Origin of the sequence: Streptomyces sp. NPDC007917 (genome assembly GCF_042959105.1) — a bacterium.
Classification (GTDB): Bacteria; Actinomycetota; Actinomycetes; order Streptomycetales; family Streptomycetaceae; genus Streptomyces.
In genome coordinates this window covers 536,658-555,085 of sequence record NZ_JBIBKK010000002.1, presented here as the reverse complement: position 1 = coordinate 555,085, position 18,428 = coordinate 536,658, and the positions used below count along the sequence as shown (strand labels likewise).

The following is an 18,428-nucleotide window of genomic DNA, read 5'->3' as shown; positions in this document are numbered from 1 at the left end:
CGGACGCGGCTTCCTCGAACGACAGGCGCTGGGGGTGGGCGACGACCGCGCCGGCGGGCGCGAGGACCTCGGGTCCACCGGTCTCATGGAAACGGACAGCGCGGTTCATATCTCACTCCTTTGATGCACGGGGTCGAGAGAGGGCCTGTCTCCGGAGGCGGGCGCACGCCGTGCCCTCCGGACGGCCCGCTCGCCCTGCGGTGGGGCGGACGGCGGCAGGCCTTGGGACGGGAGTGTCGGTGCGGGGGCCGGGGGTGTGTCAGGCCGCGTCGTGACTGACGGTGACGACGATCTTGCCGACCTGGCCGTTGGCTTCCAGGTAGCGGTGGGCCTCGGCGATCTCGGTGAGATCGAACGTGCGGTCCACGACCGGGGCGAAGGAGCCCGAGGCGAGGCCCGCGTTGACGACCAGGAAACCGCCCGGGGCGATGCCCTGGGCGAGGGTCTCGACGCCGGGGCCCGCGATCGGGTCGAAGGCCAGGCGCACGCCCTCGCCGCCCGTGATCTCCTTGGTCCGGGCGGGCGGGTCCTCCTCGTCGGTGACGATGACGTCGGCCGCGCCGGCGTCCAGGGGGCGCTGCTTCTTGCCCGGGCCGCGGGTGGTGGCGATCGGGATCCCGCCGACGTGGCCGGGGATCTGGATCGCGGCCAGGCCGACGCTGCTGGAGGCCGCGGTGATCAGGACGTAGTCGGGGAAGACGGGTTGGTAGAAGTACGCGCCGTCCCGGTACATGATCTCGGCCCGGTTCAGGCCGATCGCGTCGACACGCGTACGCACCTCGCCCGCGCCCGGAGCGCGGTCCTCGACCTCACGGAGGGAGAGGCCCCTCAGGCCTCCGGCGCCTCCGTGGCGGAGGAGGCCGCGATGACCGCCGAGAGCAGTCCGGGGAACCGCTCCTCCATCTCATCGCTGCGCAGCGTGTTCATCTTCGCCGTGCCCACGTAGTACTGGCGAATCACACCCGCCTCGCGCAGGACGTTGAAGTGATGTGTGAGCGTCGACAGCGACACCGGCGCATCGAACGTGCCGCAGCTCAGATCCTCATCCGCCCGAACCAACTGCGACACCACCAGCCGGCGCACGGGGTCCACCAGCGCCTCCAGAACCTGCTGGAGGGAAACCTGGGCCAGGTCGGGGTGGTCCACGGTCCGGGCGGCAGCGCGAGGACGAGCCACAGTGACTCCTTGAAAACAGCGTCGGTGCAGTTACCCCATAGTACGACTGTCATCGAAGCAAGCATTCATCGCAGATACGCGAAGGACGCTTCGACTCGCCACGTCGTACTCCATGAGGTCGTACTCCATGAGGGTGGCTACCGGCTCTCGCCCGTCCGCGCCGACTCGCACGGACCGGCGCCCCCACCGGGCCCGACGCCGTTTCACACACCTGCCTGCGCTTCGCGCACCAGGTTCAGAAAGGCGGTGAGATTGGGGACGGCGGAGATGCTCGCGGTGGCCCAGGTGCCGCGCCGCCCTCGCTCGGTCACCTTCACGAGGCCGCGTTCCAAGGTGACTTGTTCGACCTGGGCCCAGGGGAGCCGTTTGTGCTTGCGGCCGGTCCCTGTGGTGAGCGCACTCGGCTCCAGGACGTAGGCGCCGAAGGCCACAGCCTGGCCTTGGCGCAGGGTCGCGTACATTCCGGGGAGTTGCGCTGCGGCGATCTTCGGGTCGACGAGTTGGCGGAAATCGTCGACGATATTGCGTTCCGTCCGGGTGGAGTGGCCCTGGAATCGGTGATTGCGGCCATCGTTGAGGCTGACCCAACAGGTGGTGGTTGTGCCGCGGTAGCTCTGGTTGACGTATCGCTTGACCATGTCCTGGATGAAGCTGGCCACCTCGTCGTAGCGGAAGTGGAAGGGGGCCGGGTCGTCGGCGAGGCCGACGACGCTGCCGTGCTCGTAGACGGTGATCACCAGCTGTTTGTTCCGCCAGGCCTGGAGCCGGGAACCGCCGCTCATGGCGTGCACAAGCCCGCCCATGGCGCGGTTCGATGCGATGCCCGAGAAGGAGGCGGGCACTGGTATGCCGTCGCTCCGCTGCACGTCGTCTCCCACCTGAAGCCGCTCGACGCGGCTCCGCTCCCGTGTTTGGGCAGGCCGACATCAGCCCGCACCGTACACCAGACCGTGTGTCCCCTTCCCGCTCGTCGAGTTCCCCAGTCTTCCAGGTGGGCGTGGCGGCTCACGGACCACATCGGCGTGGGCGGTGGTCTGGTGACTGGTTCGGTAACGGCCCGGGGTCGTTCCGATGATGTTGGTGAACGCTGAGATGAAGCTGCTGGGGTTGGCCCATCCGCAGGCGTAGGCGGTCTGGGTGGTGTCGTGGCCGTCGGCGAGGAGCACGAGCGCGTGGTGGATGCGGAGCTGCGTGCGCCACTCGTAGAAGGTCATGCCGAGTTCGTTGCGGAACAGTCGGCTGAGGGTGCGCGTGCTGGCTCCGATCGTCTTCCCGAGTTCGGCCAGCGTGGCGTTGTCCGCCGGCGTCTCGTACAGCATCCGGGCGATGGCTCGCAGCCGGTCGTCCCGTGGCTCCGGCAGGTGCAGTGGCTGTTCGTGTGCTTCGCGGAGTTCATCGACGAGGACGCGAAGGAGGCGAGATCGGGCGGAGCGGCTGTAGCCAGGTGCGGCGTCGCCGTAGTTGCGGGGGCCGGTCAGGGCGAGCAGGACCTCGCGGACGAGGCCGGAGGCCAGGAACACGGCGGGATGGTCCGGTACGAGCCGGGCGAGGGACGGCGCGAGGAAGACGATCCGCATGTCGGTGTCGCCGTGGGCGCGGTGATGGTGCGTGAACCCGGCGGGGGTCCAGGCGACCCGGTTGGCGGGAACGATCGACGTGCCGCGCTTGGAGTGAACGGTCAAGACGCCGCTGGCCGCGTAGACCAGGTGTCCCCGTGCGTGCGACCGCACTGCGCTTGTTCCGCCGGATGGCCAGAGGTGGCGCCCGCCGGACGGCCACACATGTGACGTCACACCGGCGTTCAGGGAAGGTTGGCGGCGAACGGGCATCAGTTGGCATCCTATCGTTAGCCGGCCATGCCCTGATCCGGTGACACTGCCTCCATGCGGAGTGGTCCTCAGCCGCGCGAAGCGCCCGACCGCACCACATGGCATCGAGGCGGCGTGCCTCGATGCCGCGGCTCGAGAGAAGGAGAAACGCATGGCGACGTTCGTCCTGGTGCCCGGCGGTTGGCACGGCTCCTGGTCGTTTGAGGCGGTGGTTCCGCTGTTGGAGCGCGCCGGTCATGCCGTTCACGCCCTGACCCTGACCGGTCTGCGGCCGGACGACGACAACGCGACGGTCGCGACCGCCAACCTCGACACGCACGCCGACGACGTGTTGCGGCTCCTCGATCGCGCCCACATCACCAGCGCGACGCTGGTCGGCCACAGCTACGGCGGGATGGTGATCGCCGCCGCCGCCGATCGCGCTGACGGCCGGGTCTCGCGACTGGTGCATCTCGACGCCTACGTACCGCTCGATGGCGAGTCGTGCTGGTCGTCGACGACCGAGCGCTACCGGGAAGCGTTCGTTGCCGGCGCTGCGGCCACTGGCTATGCCGTCCGACCGCCGGCCGGGGGTGATCCCCGCCGCCGTCCCCATCCCCTCGCCTCGTTCCTGCAAACGATCCGGCTCACAGGCACGCTCGCCCAGGTTCCCCGTCGCGAGTTCATCTACTGCTCGGGATGGGAGGACCGGACGCCGTTCGCCGACCTCCGCACCCGGCTCCGAGCCGATCCCGAATGGCAGGTCCACGACCTCCCAACCGGCCACGACGCAATGCATGAGGCTCCGGAGGCGGTCGCCGCACTACTGCTCGGCGAACGCGTCGCGGACGCGTCGACGCACAGACGACAGGCCTGCCATTGACGGCCGCACAAGCGCGGTTCCGGAACATGCCCTGGTCATCCGTGTGGACGACTCCGGCGCGTGCGGGTGGCCACGGGATGCCATGGTGACGGTATGGCCAGGGAGGACGTGGCGATGCCGCATGAATTGAAGCCGCTTCTCCGCGCAGGGGATCGCCTCGTGGAACCCCGGCCGTCGGCCATCACCGTCGAAGCAGGGGGCAGCCGTGCCCGTTCGATGCCACCGGTTGCGTGCGGCAGCCCGTGAGGCGGCGCCCGCTGTGCTGGGGTTCGCCATCGTGCGGGCCGTCGGGGTGGCGGTGCTCCTGTACTGGGGCCACCGGCGTGGAGATCCAGCACTGGGAAGGTTGGCGACGATATGGGACGCCGAGCGGTACGGGAATATCGCGGCGAACGGATACGACCGCGGCCTGGCCGTACTCGCGACCAGTGCGCAGGTGGGGAACGCTTACTCCGACCTGGCGTTCTTCCCGCTGTATCCGGCCCTGATCCGGCTCGTGCACGCCCTGACGTGGCTGCCCGTCCCGTATGCCGCTCTTCTGGTCTCCTGGCTGGCGTCCCTGACCGCGGCCTGGGGGATTTTCGCCGTCGCCGCCTGGCGCTACGGCAAGCACATCGGAGTGCCGGCCGCGGTGCTCTGGGGAGCGCTGCCGCATGCCGTGGTGGAGAGCATGGCCTACACGGAGGCACTGTTCACAGCCTTGGCCGCCTGGTCGCTGTACGCGGCGCTGACCCAGCGCTGGGTATGGGCCGGCGTCCTGTGCGCGCTGGCGGGGCTGACCCGGCCCAGTGCGGTGGCTCTGGTGGTCGCGATCGACGGGGCGGCAGCCGTCGCCTTGGTGCGAATCCGCAGATGTCCGGCCCGGCGGCCGGGGATGGCATGGTGGCGGCCCTGTGCGGGGGCGGTGATCGCCCCGCTGGGCTGGCTGGGGTTCGTCACATGGGTGGGCACCCAGCTCGGCCGCTGGGACGGTTACTTCGACGTCCAGAAACTGTGGGGTGCCCGATTCGACTGGGGGGTCACCACAGTCCGCCAGCAGCTGGTCCGGGTCTTCCTTCACACCACATCTGTGCCGTTCGCCTCGGTGGTCGTGGCGCTCGTGCTGTGCGCCGCCATAGCCCTCGCGGCCGTGGCGGTGACGCACGGCCAGCCGCTGCCGCTCGTCGTGTACAGCGTGGGCCTGCTGGTGATCGCTGTCGGGGACTCGGCGTTCTTCGGCGTCCGGGCCCGATTCCTCCTGCCCGCCTTCCCCCTGCTGCTGCCGCTTGCGATCGGGCTGGCACGCGTGCGCTCCGGCTGCGTGCGTGTCCTCCTGCTGGGCTCGACGACCACCCTGTCCGCGTTCTACGGCGCTTACCTGGTCTTCGCCGTCGGTCACGCACCGTAGCAGGGAGCCACCCAGCGGCGAGATCACCGCGCGGGCGGCCAGGCGCCGGTCGCCGACAGCAGTGGCGGCCGCCTCGTCGGCGGCGCGCTCCATCGCAGCTCGCTGTGAACCCGCTCAACGCGCACCTCGCTGCTGGCCGCCTTCGGCGTACTGGGCGTCAGCGCGGTGATGTTCGCCGAGACGGGACTGCTGATCGGCTGCTTCCTGCCGGGCGACTCCCTGTTGTTCACGGCGGGCCTGCTGTGCACGGGCACGGGGGAGTATGGCGTACGGCTGTCCCTGGGGCCCCTGCCGGCCGCCGTGGCGTTTGGTGCGCTGGCGGGTGCGCAGTGCGGTTATCTGATCGGGCGCCGGGCCGGCGGTGCCCTGCTCGCTCGCGGCGGCGACCGCCGTGGCGCTGCTGTTCGTCTCACGCCGCCTGGGAGCGGTCGCGGCCGTGGCCGCGCTCGCCATGGCGGCCTCCCGGGTCTGGGTCGGCGTGCACTATCCGCACGACGTCGCGGTCGGCGTGCTCGTGGGCGGGCTCGTGGCCTTCGCTGCGATGATCCTTGCGCGGCGGTGGGCGCAGACGCTTGCCCGTCGCCTGAGCGCCACTGTGCTGCGTCCGCTCCTGGCCGCCCCGTGAACCGCAGGGGCGCCGCAGGGCCAGAAAGAAACCCCGCATTGCTACGAACGGTGCCCGGCCGCTTACAAGACGCGACATCATGACTCCTGTGGAACGGGGAGAATACGGCCGAGGGCCGAAGCGCGTGGGCATGTGGTACCTGTTACTGCTGGTGCTGGGGGCCGTTGGGGCGGTGACGCTGGCCCGGTACTTCGCGTTGGGCACAGCCGCGACAACGGCCGCGTTGCTGCCCACCCTGGCGCCCGCTTACCTGGCCTGGAAGGCCTTTCAGCACGACCGGGCCGACGCGACCGCGCTCGATCTCGAGACGGCTGCCGACCAGCTGGCACAAGCAGTGGCCAAGCAGTGGGACGATGAGGCCGCCGTCCGCCGGATGAACGACCCGTACCCGCTGCCGGTCGCTTGGCGCCCCGCCGACGCGGACCTGGTGGAGCCCTGGGCCCTGCTGGCCGAACTGGCCCGCGCCTGGCCCGGCGGCCCACCGGATGACCCGGCCCACTGGCCCGCGGACGCCGCGGGTCTGGCGGGCGCTGACAGGCAGATCGGCGAGGTGTTCACGCGGCGGGTGCCCACCCGCCGCCTGGTGGTCCTCGGCGAGCCCGGCTCCGGCAAGACCATGCTGCTCATCCGCCTGCTCCAGGACCTGATCGAACAGCGGACAGGCGGCGGGCCCGTGCCGGTGCTGTTCTCCCTCGCCTCCTGGAACCCCGTCCACCAGCCCCTCCAGGACTGGCTGGCCGAGCAACTGCGGCGCAGCTACCCAGGTCTCCGCGCCCCCGCGACCGCTGCCGGGACGGCGGCTGGGGGCAGCCAGGTCGATCTGGCCCGGGCACTGCTGGACGCCCGGCGGATCCTGCCGATCCTGGACGGCTTCGATGAACTGCCGCCCGCCTTGCACCAGATGTCACTCGACGCCCTCAACCGGGCCCTGTCCGCCCGCCAGCCCGTGGTGGTGGCCAGCCGCGCCGCCCCCTACCGAGACGCCCTCACCCGCCCTGACAGCATGGTGCGGCTCAACGGTGCCACCGGCATTCACCTGCTCCCACTGGCCCCTGAGCAGGCGGCCGCCTATCTGCGCCGCGACGCCGGCGGCCCGCACACCCCGTCCGCCGCCCGGTGGAACACCGTGACCACGCACCTGGGCACCGAGACACCCGTCGGACAGGCCCTGAGCACCCCCCTCGGCCTGTTCCTCGCCCGCACCATCTACAACCCCCGCCCCCACACCCGGCCAGGATCCGGCGCTGTGCCTCACCCGGACGAACTGTGCGACACCGCCGCCTTCCCCACCCGCGCCGCCCTCGACACCCACTTGTTCAACGCCTTCATCCCCGCCGCCTACACCCACCACCACCCCTACCCGCCCCGCTGGTCCGCGCCCCAGGCCCACCGCACCCTGGTACTCCTGGCCCGGCACCTGCAGGCCCACCACGACGGCAACCCCGACCTGGCATGGTGGGAACTCCACCATGCCCTCCCTCCTCACACCCCCCGCCGCACAGTCGGGCTCGTATTCGGGCTGGCGGCCGGGCTCGCGGTCGGGCTCGCCGTCAGGCCTGCGGTGGGGCTCGCGGCCGGACTCGCGGTCGGACTCGCAGCCCGGAGCATGTACCCGGGGGCGCCGAGCACCCGGCTGCGCTGGTCATCCAGCCCCCTCGCGCGCAGGCTCGCGGCCGGCCTCGCCGTCGGGCCGGCGGCCGGATGCGCGGTCGGCCTCGCGGCCGGGCGCACGGCCGGACTCGTGTTCGGGATCGCGGGCGGACTGGTGCTCGGGCTGGAGGCCCGGAGCATGTACCCCGGGGCGCCGAGCACACAGCTGCGCTGGTCATCCGACCTCCTCGCGCGCAGGCTCGCGTTCGGGTTGACGGTCGGGCTCGTGGCCGCCCTGGTGGCCGGGCCCGCAGTGGGGTTCGCGTTCGGACTCGCGGGCGCACTCGCGGGCGCACTCAAGGGAGACAAGCCCGACCTGGCCACCATGGTCGGTCCGACCACGCTGCTCACGCAGGATCGCCGCACCTTTCTCACCATCGGGCTCCTTTCCGGGCTCGTGGTCGGGCTCATGGTCGAGCTCGTGGTCAAGCTCGCGGTCGGTCTCGCGGGCGGACTGGCGTTCGGGCTCGCGTTCGGGCTCGCGGCCGGGCTGGCGGAGACAGCGGCGTGGGTGTACTTCGCGGTGACCGCGGTCCATCTGGCGGTGCGGCGCCGAGCCCCCTGGAATCTCATGGCGTTCCTCCGCGATGCGCACGAGCAGCGTGGTGTTCTGCGGCAGGTAGGGGCGGTGTACCAGTTCCGCCACCTCGACCTGCAACGCCACCTCGCTCAGCAGCCCTGGCCGCCCGCCACCTGACCCGCGGTCTGGGCCGGCTTGACCTTGACGCTGGGTCAACCCTCCATCCTTCTCGCAGGAGCTTCCTCGGAGTCGACCGGAACAGCTCCGCGAAGGAGGCAGATGACCATGATGACCCAACCGATCGCCGGTCCGGCGATTCGTGTGCAGGGCCTCGAGAAGTCGTACGGGACGCTCAAGGTGCTGCGCGGCGTGGACTTCGACGTGGCGCGGGGCAGCATCTTCGCCCTGCTCGGCTCGAACGGGTCGGGCAAGACCACGACCGTGAGGATCCTCGCCACGCTCCTGAAGGCCGACGCGGGCACAGCCGGTGTCAACGGCTTCGACGTCGCTGCGCAACCGGCGAACGTGCGGGAGTCCTTCAGCCTCACCGGGCAGTTCGCGGCCGTCGACGAGATCCTCAGCGGTCGGGAGAACCTCGTACTCGTCGCCAGGCTGCGCCACCTCAAGGACCCGGGCGCGATCGCGGACGACCTGCTGAGGCGTTTCTCGCTGATTGACGCGGGCGCGCGGAAGGTGTCCACGTATTCGGGCGGGATGCGCCGCAGGCTGGACATCGCGATGAGCCTCATCGGGAATCCGCCGGTGATCTTCCTGGACGAGCCGACGACCGGTCTCGACCCCGAGGGGCGCATCGAGGTGTGGCAGACGGTCAAGCAGCTCGCCGGGCACGGCACGACGGTGCTGCTCACCACGCAGTACCTCGACGAAGCCGAACAGCTCGCCGACCGGATCGCGATCCTCCACCAGGGTCGGATCATCGCGAACGGCACCCTCGCCGAGCTCAAGCAGCTCCTCCCGCCCGCCACGGTCGAGTACGTCGAGAAGCAGCCGACGCTGGAGGAGATCTTCCTCGCGATCATCGGCGGCGACGACAAGAGCGGCGACGACAAGAGCCACGCCACCGGCACGAACAACTAGGGAACAAGGATGACCACGTACTTCTTCGGCGACACCGCCGTGCTCACGGGACGGACCCTGCGCCACGTCACACGCAGCGTGGACACCGTCATGACGACCGTCATCACGCCGATCGCCATGATGCTGATGTTCGTCTACGTGTTCGGCGGCGCGATCGACACCGGGTCGGGTTCGTACGTGAACTACATGCTGCCCGGCATCCTGCTCATCACGATCGCGTCGGGCATCTCCTACACCGCGTACCGGCTCTTCACCGACATGAAGAGCGGGATCTTCGAGCGGTTCCAGTCCATGCCGATCGCACGGTCGGGCGTGCTGTGGGCACATGTCATCACCTCTGTGGTCGCCAACCTGATCTCGCTCGTGATCGTCGTGGGTGTCGCTGTGCTCATGGGTTTCCGCTCGGGGGCAGGAGTGCTGGAATGGCTCGCCGTCGCCGGCATCCTGCTCCTGTTCACCCTGGCGCTGACCTGGATCGCCGTGATCCCCGGACTCTCCGCGGCGTCGGTCGAGGGCGCGGGCGCGTTCGCCTACCCGCTCATCTTCCTGCCGTTCGTCAGCTCGGCGTTCGTGCCCACGCAGACCATGCCCGGCCCGGTGCGCGCCTTCGCCGAGAACCAGCCGGTGACGTCCATCGTCAACACGATCCGCCACCTGTTCGCCCAACAGCCGGTCGGCGACGACATCTGGACCGCCCTCGCCTGGTGCGTCGGCATCCTCGTCGTGGCGTACGTCTGCGCGATGGCCGCCTACCGCCGGAAGATCGCCTGAGGCAGGCTGAGACCCATGCTCACCATCAGCCAGCTAGCGGCGTACGCCGGGGTGACGGTGCGGGCGGTACGCCACTACCACAAGATCGGGCTGCTGCCGGAGCCCGAACGCGACCAGTCCGGATACCGGACCTACGGCGCTGCCGCGGTGGTGCGACTGATCCAGATCCATACCCTGGCCGATGCCGGCGTGCCACTGGCCCGGGTGCAGGAACTCCTCGACGCCGGCCCGGAGGAGTTCGCCGACGGCGTCCAGGAGATCGACAAGGAACTGCGCGCCAGGATCCGGCGGTTGCAAGGCACCCGCAAACGGCTCGCCCGGCTCGCCGCCGGAGAGCACCTGGCGCTCCCGCAGAGCGTCGCGGACTACCTCGACCGGCTGCGCGGTCTCGGCGTCAAGGAGCGGTACATCGAGATGGAGCGGGATGCCTGGATCATGATCGCCTCCCAGGTGCCGCACCTGATCGACTCCGTGATCGCCGCGAAGCACGAGCAGCTGGACGACCCCGACATGGTGAAGCTCTACAGCCTGATCAACGAGACACTCGACCGGCCGGCCGACGATCCGCGGATCATTGAGATCGCCGACATCCTGGAGCGCCTGAGGATTCGCGCGGTGGAGGCCGGCGAGGTGGGTGCCGACGGCTTCGACGACCAGTTCGTCGACCTGCTGGACTCAAACATGGTCGAGTCCTCGCCGGGCGCCGTGCGGCTCCTGGCGATCCTGGAGGAGCGGGGCTGGAAGGGCTGGACCCGCATCGAGCGAGTGCCTGCCGACAGATTCAAAGGCACTTGACGCACGGATGGCGCTCGTTCTGAACGGCATCAGTTGCAGGTGGCCGTGATCCGTGGCTCCAGCACCGAAAAGCGATCCAGAACCAAGATTCGCGGAGTGTCGCAGCGGGCAGGTCTCGGGGGCGCGGCATCGCGGCAGCGGCGGGTGACATGACGTCGGTCCCGGCGGGAGGGGGAGGTGCATCGCAGTGGTCTGCGACGGTGTGCGGGCGCTCTGTCGGTCACGGCAGAGCGCCGCGGGTCGACCGGGCGCGGTGGGCGTGTGACCGGCCGGTCGGCGCCCGCGGTGCTGCCCCCGGCGCTGCGCGTGTGGCTCGGGCGGATCGCGGCCCTCGCCGCTCTGGTGGTGGTCGTGTTCGGGGTGCTGTACGCCGGCCACAGCGAGCCCGGCGGGGTGGACAGGTGGATCATCCAGCCGACGGCGGACAGTGTGCGGCCGCCGTGGCGGCGCGTCGCTCTGGCCCTGGACTTCCTGGGACAGCCCGCCGGAGCCGCGATGCTGGTCGTGGCCGCGGTGGCGGGCTGCCTGCTGCTACGGCGTCCTCGCGCGGCGGTGTTCATGGCCGCAGGCCCCTCCCTGGCCGTGGGGACGACGACGCTGCTCAAGCACCTGGTGGGACGCACCATCCACGGCGACGGCAACCTGTCCTACCCGAGCGGGCACACCGCCTTCCTCACCGCGCTCGCCCTCGTGGTGGCGCTGCTCGCGGCCGGCCGGCTCGGCCTCGGCAGGGCGGCCGGCGCGTCACTCGTGCTCGCCGCGGCGCTGGTCGCCGGCGCCGCCATGGGCTGGGCGCAGGTCGCCCTGAGCGCGCACTACCCGACCGACGTCCTCGGCGGCTGGTGCACCGCGCTGGCGGTGATACCGGCGACCGCGTGGCTGGTCGACCGGCTGGCTGACCGGCTGGCCGACCGGATGGCCGACGCCGGTCGGCGGGAGCAGCGCTGACGTCACGTCACGCCCGTCCCTGCACGTCACGTCACGCCAAGCGGCGGAACACGGGCTTCACCGGTCGTCCCGCCAGCCACGGGGTGGGGTCGGCGGCCTCCAATGCCTTCCGGTACACCGCACATGCCTGGGCCACCACGTCGACGGTGTGATCGATGTCGGCGTCGCCGAGCGCGCTGCTCACCACGAACGACGGGGCCAGCACCCCGCCCGCGAGGAGCCGGCGCAGGAACAGGGTGCGGTACCGCTGCGACGGCTGCCGGTTCTCGTCGAGGGTGGCGAAGACCAGGTTGCTGGCCCGGCCCCGGACGACGATGTGGTCGCCGACGCCCATGGCGGCCGCGGCGTCGCGGACACCGGCGGCCAACCGCTCGCCGAGGGCGTGCAGCCGCGCGGTGACGCCCTCTTCGGCGTAGGCGGTGAGCACGGCCATCGCGGCTGCCAGGGAGTGCGTTTCCGCACCGTGCGTGGTGGACAGCAGGAACACCCGGTCGCCGGAGTGACGCAGCCCGCCCAGCTCCATCAGATCGCGGCGCCCGGCCAGCGCGGAGACGGCGAATCCGTTGCCCAGCGCCTTGCCGAACGTGGAGAGGTCGGGGACGACGCCGTACAGGCCCTGGGCGCCCGCCTCGGACCAGCGGAAGCCGGTGATCATCTCATCGAAGATCAGTACGCAGCCGTGCCGGTCGGCCAGCTCGCGCAGCCCGGCGAGGTACCCGGGCGGCGGCTCGGTGTGGGTGGCGGGTTCGAGGATCAGACAGGCGACCTCGTTCTGATACCGGGTGAGCAGCTCCTCCGTGGCGGCCAGGTCCCCGTAAGGGAACGCCACGGTCAGCTCGTTGGTCGCCGCCGGAACCCCGGCGGACATCGGCGTGGTGCCGATGAACCAGTCGTCGACGGAGAAGAACGGATGGTCGGCGCAGATGGCCACCCGCGGGCGCCCGGTGGCGGCGCGGGCGAGGCGCACCGCGGCGGTGGTGGCGTCCGAGCCGTTCTTGGCGAACTTCACCATCTCGGCGGTCGGCACCGTGGCCAGGAAGCGTTCCGCGGCTTCGACCTCCACGATGGACGGCCGGACGAAGTTGCTGCCGCGGTCGATTTCCCGCCGCACCGCCTCGTTCACGCGGGGGTGGGCGTGGCCGAGGCTGACCGACCGCAGGCCGGAGCCGTACTCGATGTAGCGGTTGCCGTCGATGTCCCACACGTGGGCACCGCGGCCGTGGCTGATGACCGGGGCCAGGTTCTCGGGGTACTGGTCGTCGCCCTTGGCGTAGGTGTGCGTGCCGCCGGGGATCAGGGCGTGCAGCCGCTCGTTCGCCATCCGTGACCGGGGGAGGAGGAGTCCTCCGGCGTCTTCAGCCTCTTCGGGGTTCACGCCGCCCTCAACTCTCCTTTCGCCGCAGGACCTCGGCGAGGCTCGGCGCCTCCTGGTCCCGCTGGGACATCGATGTGACCGGCAACGGCCAGGGTATGGCGAGCTCCGGGTCGTCGAAGGCAATTGTCACGTCCTCGGCCGGATCGTGCGGGCGGTCGATCCGGTACGAGACGTCGGCGGTCTCGGTCAGGGCCTGGAAGCCGTGCGCGCACCCCGCCGGGATGTACACGGTCATCTGCGTCTCGTCGGACAGCTCGAAGAAGGCCCGGCCCAGGTAGGTCGGCGAGTCCGTCCGCAGGTCCACGACGACGTCGAAGATCCTCCCGTACGAGCACCGCACCAGCTTGGCCTCGCCGGCGCCGGAGCGCAGATGCATGCCGCGCAGCACGCCCCCGACCGAGCGGGACAGGCTGTCCTGGACGAAGGCGTCCGGATCGAGGCCCACCGAGCGGACCACGTCTGCGTCGAACGTGCGGCAGAAGAAGCCGCGCTCGTCGGCGTGCGGCGTCGGCTCGAACAGGTACGCGCCGGCGATCGCCGGGACTTCGGTCGCTTTCATTCCGGCCGCGTTCATGGAGCCTCCCGCAGGGCGTGGGCGTGGTCGGCCGCCGGGAACAGGGCCGTGGTCAGGGCGGTGAACTGGTGCTCAAGGCGCCGGGCGGCGGCCAGGTTCCGCTCGGTGAGGGTCCGCCGCAGCTCGGCCGACCGCTTCTCCAGCGCCCGGAACTGCTCGAGCAGCCGGTCGGCGTCGACCTCGCGCGCCGGGTGGCAGTACGCGGCAAGGCCCATCTGGGCCATGAGCGCGTCGCTCTTCGCCGCATAGCTGAGGGCGAGCACCGGCGTGCCGGTCTTCAGGGCGCAGATCAGGTTGTGGTATCGGACCGCCACCACGGTGTCGGCAGCCGCCATCTCCTTCATCAGGTCCGCCAGTGAGGCCGGCTCGGCAGCGGTGACCAGCGGCGAGTCCACCGCGTCGAGGATCGCGGCGACCACCGACGCATCGCAGTCGTCGCCGGTGAGCAACCGGACCGGCCTGCCCTCCTCGACCAGCGTGCGGACGAACCGGATCGTCCCGTCGAGGTAGCGCCGGTATATCTCCTCGGCCCGGGCGCGGTCGTCATTGCCGCCGTGGAAGTCCATGACGCCGACGCAGACCGGGCCCGGCGGGCCCGAGTCCGCGGATGCGCCCGCCTGCGGCGTCGGTAGGGAGAAGGCGAGGTCCGGGTAGACCTCGTCGCGCGCGGTGTCCACGCCCATCGCCCGCATCGCGTCGCGGGACTGGGCGTCCCGGTACGACCGGTACGCGGCCAGCCGCGCCGACCAGCGCACCAGGGCCCGGGTCGGCCGGTTGCCGATCTCGGCGGCGCCGACGCTGACCAGCGCGATCCGGGTGCGCAGCAGCCGGCCACTCGCGCAGAGCAGGAACAGCGAGTACGGGAAGCCCCACGGCCGCAGCGGCAGCGTGGCCTCCAGGACGCCCATGCCCGGCACGATCACCACGTCGTGCCGGCGCACCCAGGAGGCGGTGCGGAAGACGTCGACGAGTTTGCCCAGACCCTTCGCCACGATCGCGCCCGCACGTGACGCGGTCCGGTACTCCGCGCGGTTCCAGTGCAGCCGTGTGGCGGGGATCCCGAACCGGGCCTCCACGGCCTCGGGTCCGCCGCACAGCGCGTCCACGACCGCTTCCGGGTGCTGAGCGCGTAGGTACCCGAGTACGGCCTCGAGCGAGCCGTCGTTGCCGAGGTTGCCGGAGCCGAGCAGGCCGAACACCCCGACGCGCACCGGGGCCTTGTCTGCTGCCGTCATGCCTGCCTCCCTTCACGACCTTCACGACCTTCACGACTCTCACGGCCGGCGACGAGGGCGTCGACGGAGACGGTGAGCTTGGCCGGGTCGACCGGGGCGCGGTCCTCGACCCGCTCGCCGGCGCCCGGCCGGGCCCGGCTGGCCATCCACGCGGCCAGGTGGCGGTAGCACGCGCGCCGGTCCGCCGAGGACAACGGCGCCCGCCGGATCGCGGCGACGAAGCCCCAGACGTACTCGGCGAGCAGCCGGGGTGTCGGGTGCAGCGGGCCCGCCCGGCGCGGGTCCAGGTTGACGCACCGGGAGCGCTTGCTGGGGTTCGCCCGCTCGGCGCGGGTGGGGTGGTCGCGGCGGAAGTACAGCAGCTCCGGCACCTGGTGGAAGGGCCCGTGCAGGCCGATCTCGGCGACGAACGTGCGGTCCGCGTGGTGGTAGCTGTCCATCGGTTTCACCCGGCGCAGTACGTCGGCGCGTATCACCCCGTAGAAGTCGTCGCCGCCGGGCTCGAACAGCATGCTGCGGAAGCGCTCCGGCGGGTGCGGCGAGGCGGTGGCGAGCCCGTACTCGTACGGGACCTTCACCTGGCCGTCGCCGTCGATGACCGCCTGGTCGGCGTGCGCGAGGATCACGTCCGGCCGCTCGTCCAGCGCCTCCACGCAAGCCCGCAGCAGGTCCCGGCCGTAAAGGTCGTCGTGCGAGGCCCATTTGAACAGCTCGCCGCGGCACTCGGCGAACACATGGTTGTGGTTCGGTGTGGCGCCGATGTTCCTCGGCAGCCGGATGTACCGGATCCGCGAGTCCTTCTCGGCGTACCGGCGGCAGATGTCCCGGGTCCCGTCGGTCGAGGCGTTGTCGGAGATGACCAGCTCGAAGTCCTCGTAGGTCTGGCCGAGCAGGGCGTCGAGCGACTCGGCCAGGTACTCCTCGCCGTTGTACACGGGCAGGCCGATGCTCAGCCGGGGTCGGTCGGTCATGGCGTCCTCACTTCGGGGATGGGTTCGTGGTGGTGCTCGCGCGGGGCGGACCGCAGGTGCAGCCACCACACGGCCGAGGCGCTCCACGTCGCGGCGGCGACGCCCCAGGCCGAGCCGGCCGTGCCGGCCACGGCCGCCCCGCCGAGCCCACCGCCGACGTAGAAGGTGGAGGCGATCAGCTGGCAGCGCAGGCTGCGCCGGGCCGCGGCGAGCGCGCGCAGCCCGGCCGCCGCGCCGGTGCCGAGGCCGGCGCCCGCGACGCTGAGCGTGACCGGCACGATGAGCTGCGAGGCGGAGTGCCAGACGCCGCCCAGCACCAGCTCGCCGAGCCGGTCCGGCATCAGCAGCAGCGCCGCGCCCCAGAGCAGCGCGGCGACGGCCTGCCCGCCGCCCAGCAGGAGGCAGAACGCGCCGAGGCGGTGCGGGGCCCGTCGCAGCACCCGTGCCGCCTCCGGGACGGTGACCAGCGACAGCCCCATCAGCACCGCGAGAAACGGGCCGAGCAGGAGCTCGGCGCCCCGGACCGCACCCACCGAGCCGACCCCGACGATCGCGCCGAGCCCGTACGCCCGCAGCTGGCTCGCGCCGCTGAGGGCGACGTTCTCGACCAGGTACCGGTAGCCGAGGTCGCGCTGCTCGCGAAGCCACCCCCGCGCGTGGGACATCCGGGGCCGGATGCCGGACTGGAGGCAGCCGTACCCCGCGGCCACCGCGGCGGACCCGCCCCAGGCGAGCACAAAAGCGGCCACGCTGCCCACGCGGGCCGCCACGACCATGGCCGGGACGAGCGCGACGCACCACACGAGGTCGTTGACGAACGCCTTGTGCCCGGTGCCGGCGGCGAAGAACGCGAACCGCCAGCCGTCCTGCAGCAGCAGCCCCGGCAGCATGACGCCCAGGCACACGAACGCGGGCCCCACGCGGCCGCCGAGAGCGAGGCCGACCACCAGGCACGCCGCGCCGAGGGCGGCACCGAGGCCGAGCGCGGTACCCGACGACCGGGCCACCGCCGCGCGCCAGGACGCGACCGGCACGCCGCTGAAGCGCACCACGAGCGGGTCCGTGGCCAGCCCGCGGGAGACGTTGAGCATCACGCCGTAGGTCACCCAGGCCAGGCTGAAGGCACCGAACGCGGCCAGCCCCAGCGAGCGGGCCACGTAGATGCCCACCACGAAGTTGCTCATGCTGGAGGCCGCCTGGTCGGCCAGTCCCCAGGACAGCCGGCCGACGAGGGCCCGCCGGGTGGAGCCGGCCGGTGGCGCCGTTGTCCGCGGATTGTCCCCCTCGTCGGTCATCGGAGTCATGCCTTGATCAGCCCGGCGCCGTGCAGGGCGCCGGCCGCGGCGGCGACGGTGTCGAACGGCAACCCTGACCGCTCGGCGACGTCCAGCAGACTGTGCTCGCCGTCGGAGAGGCTGAGCACCCAGAGCATGGCCATCTGGGCCTGCTTGGTGTCGCTGCGGCCGCCGAGCGCGTCGTACAACCCACGCCGGCCCAACTGCGGTTCGCCGTAAGGGCTGAGGTTGAGGTACCGCCGGTTGCGGTCGAGGACGGCGAACGCCTCGCGGCAGAGGGCGAGCGTGTCCGCCATCGCCTCCGGGGAGACGAAGTCCAGGTTGTCGGCCGAGGTGTGGTACTCGGGGTAGCCCGCGTACGGGGTCCGGCTGAGCGAGCCCACGCCGAGATCGAACCCGGGCGAGCAGAACTGCCGCTCGTCATAGCCGTACGGCGTGAACTGGGCGACGCGGTGCGGGCGTTCGGACGCGGCCAGCACGTGCCGCATCACTCGGTCGATCTCCGCGTCGCCGCGCCTGCTCTGCTTGTACGTCAGTTGGCCCGGGTCGCCGGCGCAGGCCAGCACCAGCCCGTGCTTGACCCGGTCGATCCGCTCCGCGTTGCGGGCCAGCCAGGTGATCGCCCCGATGGTGCCGGGCGCGAAGATGAACCGGTAGGTGTAGTACGGCGTCTGCTCGGCCAGCGCCCGGGCCAGGAAGGTCGCCACCGCGATGCCGGCCAGGTTGTCGTTGGCCAGCGACGGGTGGCAGACATGGCAGGAGACGATCACCTCGTCGGGGACCTGGCCGGGGACCACGTGCTCGGCGTAGGTGAGGTGGCCGTCCGCGAGCGTGGAGTCGACGCGCACCTCGTACTCGCCGTCCGGCAGCGCGTCCAAGGTCTCCTGCGCCAGGCAGAACCCCCATTCCGGCTTGTAGTAACTGGTGCGGTACGGCACCCAACCCGGGTGTTCCGGCAGGGTGTGCAGGTGTCCGCGCAGCTCGGCCAGCGGCATGGTCGCCGACACCGGCACGCTGTAGCCGAGCACGTGCAGGCTGGACGCGGCGAAGTCGACGACCCGCTTGCCCGCGGCGTCGGCGATGTACGCGTCCCGGATGTTCCACTCCTGCGGCACCGTCCAGTCGAGCACCTGCGTCCCGGTCGGCACCTCGTGCACCCGCAGCGGAACGTACTCGCCGACGATCTGCAGGGTGGCGCGCACACCGTCGCCGGTGATGCTCCGGCACAGCGGGTACAACCGCTCCACCAGCGCGTACATCTCTTCGCCGGCCGCGGTCACCGGCTGTTCGTCGGCCGTGGTCATCGGCTGTCCGCCG

The 18,428-nt window shown here is 71.3% G+C and carries 17 protein-coding genes and 2 pseudogenes; 9 read left to right on the top strand and 10 right to left on the bottom strand.

What is annotated here, in order from left to right; genetic code table 11:
* Nucleotides 1-259 precede the first annotated feature (259 nt).
* The 4 genes from ACFZDL_RS05285 to ACFZDL_RS05270 form a co-directional block, all read right to left on the bottom strand.
* Complete coding sequence (locus tag ACFZDL_RS05285) at nt 260-778, bottom strand: zinc-binding dehydrogenase (RefSeq protein ID WP_353592028.1); 519 nt, start codon at nt 776-778, stop codon at nt 260-262.
* Between the two features lie 50 nt (nt 779-828).
* Nucleotides 829-1,176: a helix-turn-helix domain-containing protein gene (locus tag ACFZDL_RS05280; protein ID WP_353592027.1), complete on the bottom strand. Its 348-nt coding sequence runs from the start codon at nt 1,174-1,176 to the stop codon at nt 829-831.
* A 203-nt stretch (nt 1,177-1,379) separates the two neighbouring features.
* On the bottom strand, nt 1,380-2,042 hold the full coding sequence (locus tag ACFZDL_RS05275; RefSeq protein WP_353592026.1) for a DUF6585 family protein: 663 nt from the start codon (nt 2,040-2,042) through the stop codon (nt 1,380-1,382).
* Nucleotides 2,043-2,102: 60 nt separating this feature from the next.
* Nucleotides 2,103-2,906, bottom strand: a complete 804-nt coding sequence (locus ACFZDL_RS05270) for a helix-turn-helix transcriptional regulator (RefSeq protein WP_353592025.1) — start codon at nt 2,904-2,906, stop codon at nt 2,103-2,105.
* A gap of 250 nt (nt 2,907-3,156) precedes the next feature.
* Here ACFZDL_RS05270 and ACFZDL_RS05265 point away from each other — a divergent pair, with 250 nt between their 5' ends.
* The 9 genes and pseudogenes from ACFZDL_RS05265 to ACFZDL_RS05225 all read left to right on the top strand — a co-directional run bounded on the left by ACFZDL_RS05265 (nt 3,157) and on the right by ACFZDL_RS05225 (nt 11,661).
* Nucleotides 3,157-3,867: an alpha/beta fold hydrolase gene (locus ACFZDL_RS05265; RefSeq protein WP_353592024.1), complete on the top strand. Its 711-nt coding sequence runs from the start codon at nt 3,157-3,159 to the stop codon at nt 3,865-3,867.
* A 346-nt stretch (nt 3,868-4,213) separates the two neighbouring features.
* A complete protein-coding gene (locus tag ACFZDL_RS05260) occupies nt 4,214-5,254 on the top strand; it encodes a hypothetical protein (RefSeq protein WP_353592023.1) in 1,041 nt (346 codons plus the stop codon).
* A gap of 104 nt (nt 5,255-5,358) precedes the next feature.
* Nucleotides 5,359-5,647 (top strand): annotated as a pseudogene (locus tag ACFZDL_RS05255) (DedA family protein); the annotation flags it as partial.
* Nucleotides 5,628-5,879 (top strand): annotated as a pseudogene (locus ACFZDL_RS05250) (phosphatase PAP2 family protein); the annotation flags it as partial. The pseudogenes ACFZDL_RS05255 and ACFZDL_RS05250, both read left to right, overlap by 20 nt.
* 130 nt (nt 5,880-6,009) lie before the next feature.
* Nucleotides 6,010-8,226 carry an NACHT domain-containing protein gene (locus ACFZDL_RS05245; protein WP_353592022.1) on the top strand — a complete coding sequence of 739 codons (2,217 nt, stop codon included), beginning with the start codon at nt 6,010-6,012 and terminating at the stop codon, nt 8,224-8,226.
* Between the two features lie 108 nt (nt 8,227-8,334).
* Nucleotides 8,335-9,147, top strand: a complete 813-nt coding sequence (locus ACFZDL_RS05240; protein ID WP_353592021.1) for an ATP-binding cassette domain-containing protein — start codon at nt 8,335-8,337, stop codon at nt 9,145-9,147.
* Between the two features lie 9 nt (nt 9,148-9,156).
* A complete protein-coding gene (locus ACFZDL_RS05235) occupies nt 9,157-9,918 on the top strand; it encodes an ABC transporter permease (protein WP_353592020.1) in 762 nt (253 codons plus the stop codon).
* 15 nt (nt 9,919-9,933) lie between these two features.
* The gene (locus ACFZDL_RS05230) at nt 9,934-10,713 is read left to right on the top strand and encodes a MerR family transcriptional regulator (protein ID WP_353592019.1); all 780 of its coding nucleotides are present in this window, start codon (nt 9,934-9,936) and stop codon (nt 10,711-10,713) included.
* 261 nt (nt 10,714-10,974) lie between these two features.
* Nucleotides 10,975-11,661, top strand: coding sequence for a phosphatase PAP2 family protein (locus ACFZDL_RS05225; protein ID WP_353592018.1), 687 nt, complete (start codon nt 10,975-10,977; stop codon nt 11,659-11,661).
* A gap of 31 nt (nt 11,662-11,692) precedes the next feature.
* Here ACFZDL_RS05225 and ACFZDL_RS05220 read toward each other — a convergent pair whose 3' ends face one another.
* Genes ACFZDL_RS05220 through ACFZDL_RS05195 form a run of 6 tightly spaced genes read right to left on the bottom strand, consistent with a single transcriptional unit; the run spans nt 11,693 to nt 18,415 of the window.
* Nucleotides 11,693-13,036, bottom strand: a complete 1,344-nt coding sequence (locus ACFZDL_RS05220; RefSeq protein ID WP_353592017.1) for a glutamate-1-semialdehyde 2,1-aminomutase — start codon at nt 13,034-13,036, stop codon at nt 11,693-11,695.
* Between the two features lie 7 nt (nt 13,037-13,043).
* Nucleotides 13,044-13,595, bottom strand: a complete 552-nt coding sequence (locus ACFZDL_RS05215; RefSeq protein ID WP_353592149.1) for a dTDP-4-dehydrorhamnose 3,5-epimerase — start codon at nt 13,593-13,595, stop codon at nt 13,044-13,046.
* An 11-nt stretch (nt 13,596-13,606) separates the two neighbouring features.
* Nucleotides 13,607-14,845 (bottom strand): polysaccharide pyruvyl transferase family protein, encoded by a 1,239-nt coding sequence (locus tag ACFZDL_RS05210; protein WP_353592016.1) that lies wholly within the window; start codon nt 14,843-14,845, stop codon nt 13,607-13,609.
* Nucleotides 14,842-15,816 (bottom strand): glycosyltransferase family 2 protein, encoded by a 975-nt coding sequence (locus tag ACFZDL_RS05205; protein ID WP_353592015.1) that lies wholly within the window; start codon nt 15,814-15,816, stop codon nt 14,842-14,844. Before ACFZDL_RS05205 ends, ACFZDL_RS05210 begins: the two co-directional genes overlap by 4 nt.
* Nucleotides 15,813-17,120, bottom strand: coding sequence for a hypothetical protein (locus tag ACFZDL_RS05200; protein WP_353592014.1), 1,308 nt, complete (start codon nt 17,118-17,120; stop codon nt 15,813-15,815). The genes ACFZDL_RS05205 and ACFZDL_RS05200 overlap by 4 nt, the downstream gene beginning before the upstream one ends.
* A complete protein-coding gene (locus ACFZDL_RS05195) occupies nt 17,117-18,415 on the bottom strand; it encodes a DUF4910 domain-containing protein (protein WP_353592148.1) in 1,299 nt (432 codons plus the stop codon). Before ACFZDL_RS05195 ends, ACFZDL_RS05200 begins: the two co-directional genes overlap by 4 nt.
* Between the last annotated feature and the right edge of the window lie 13 nt (nt 18,416-18,428).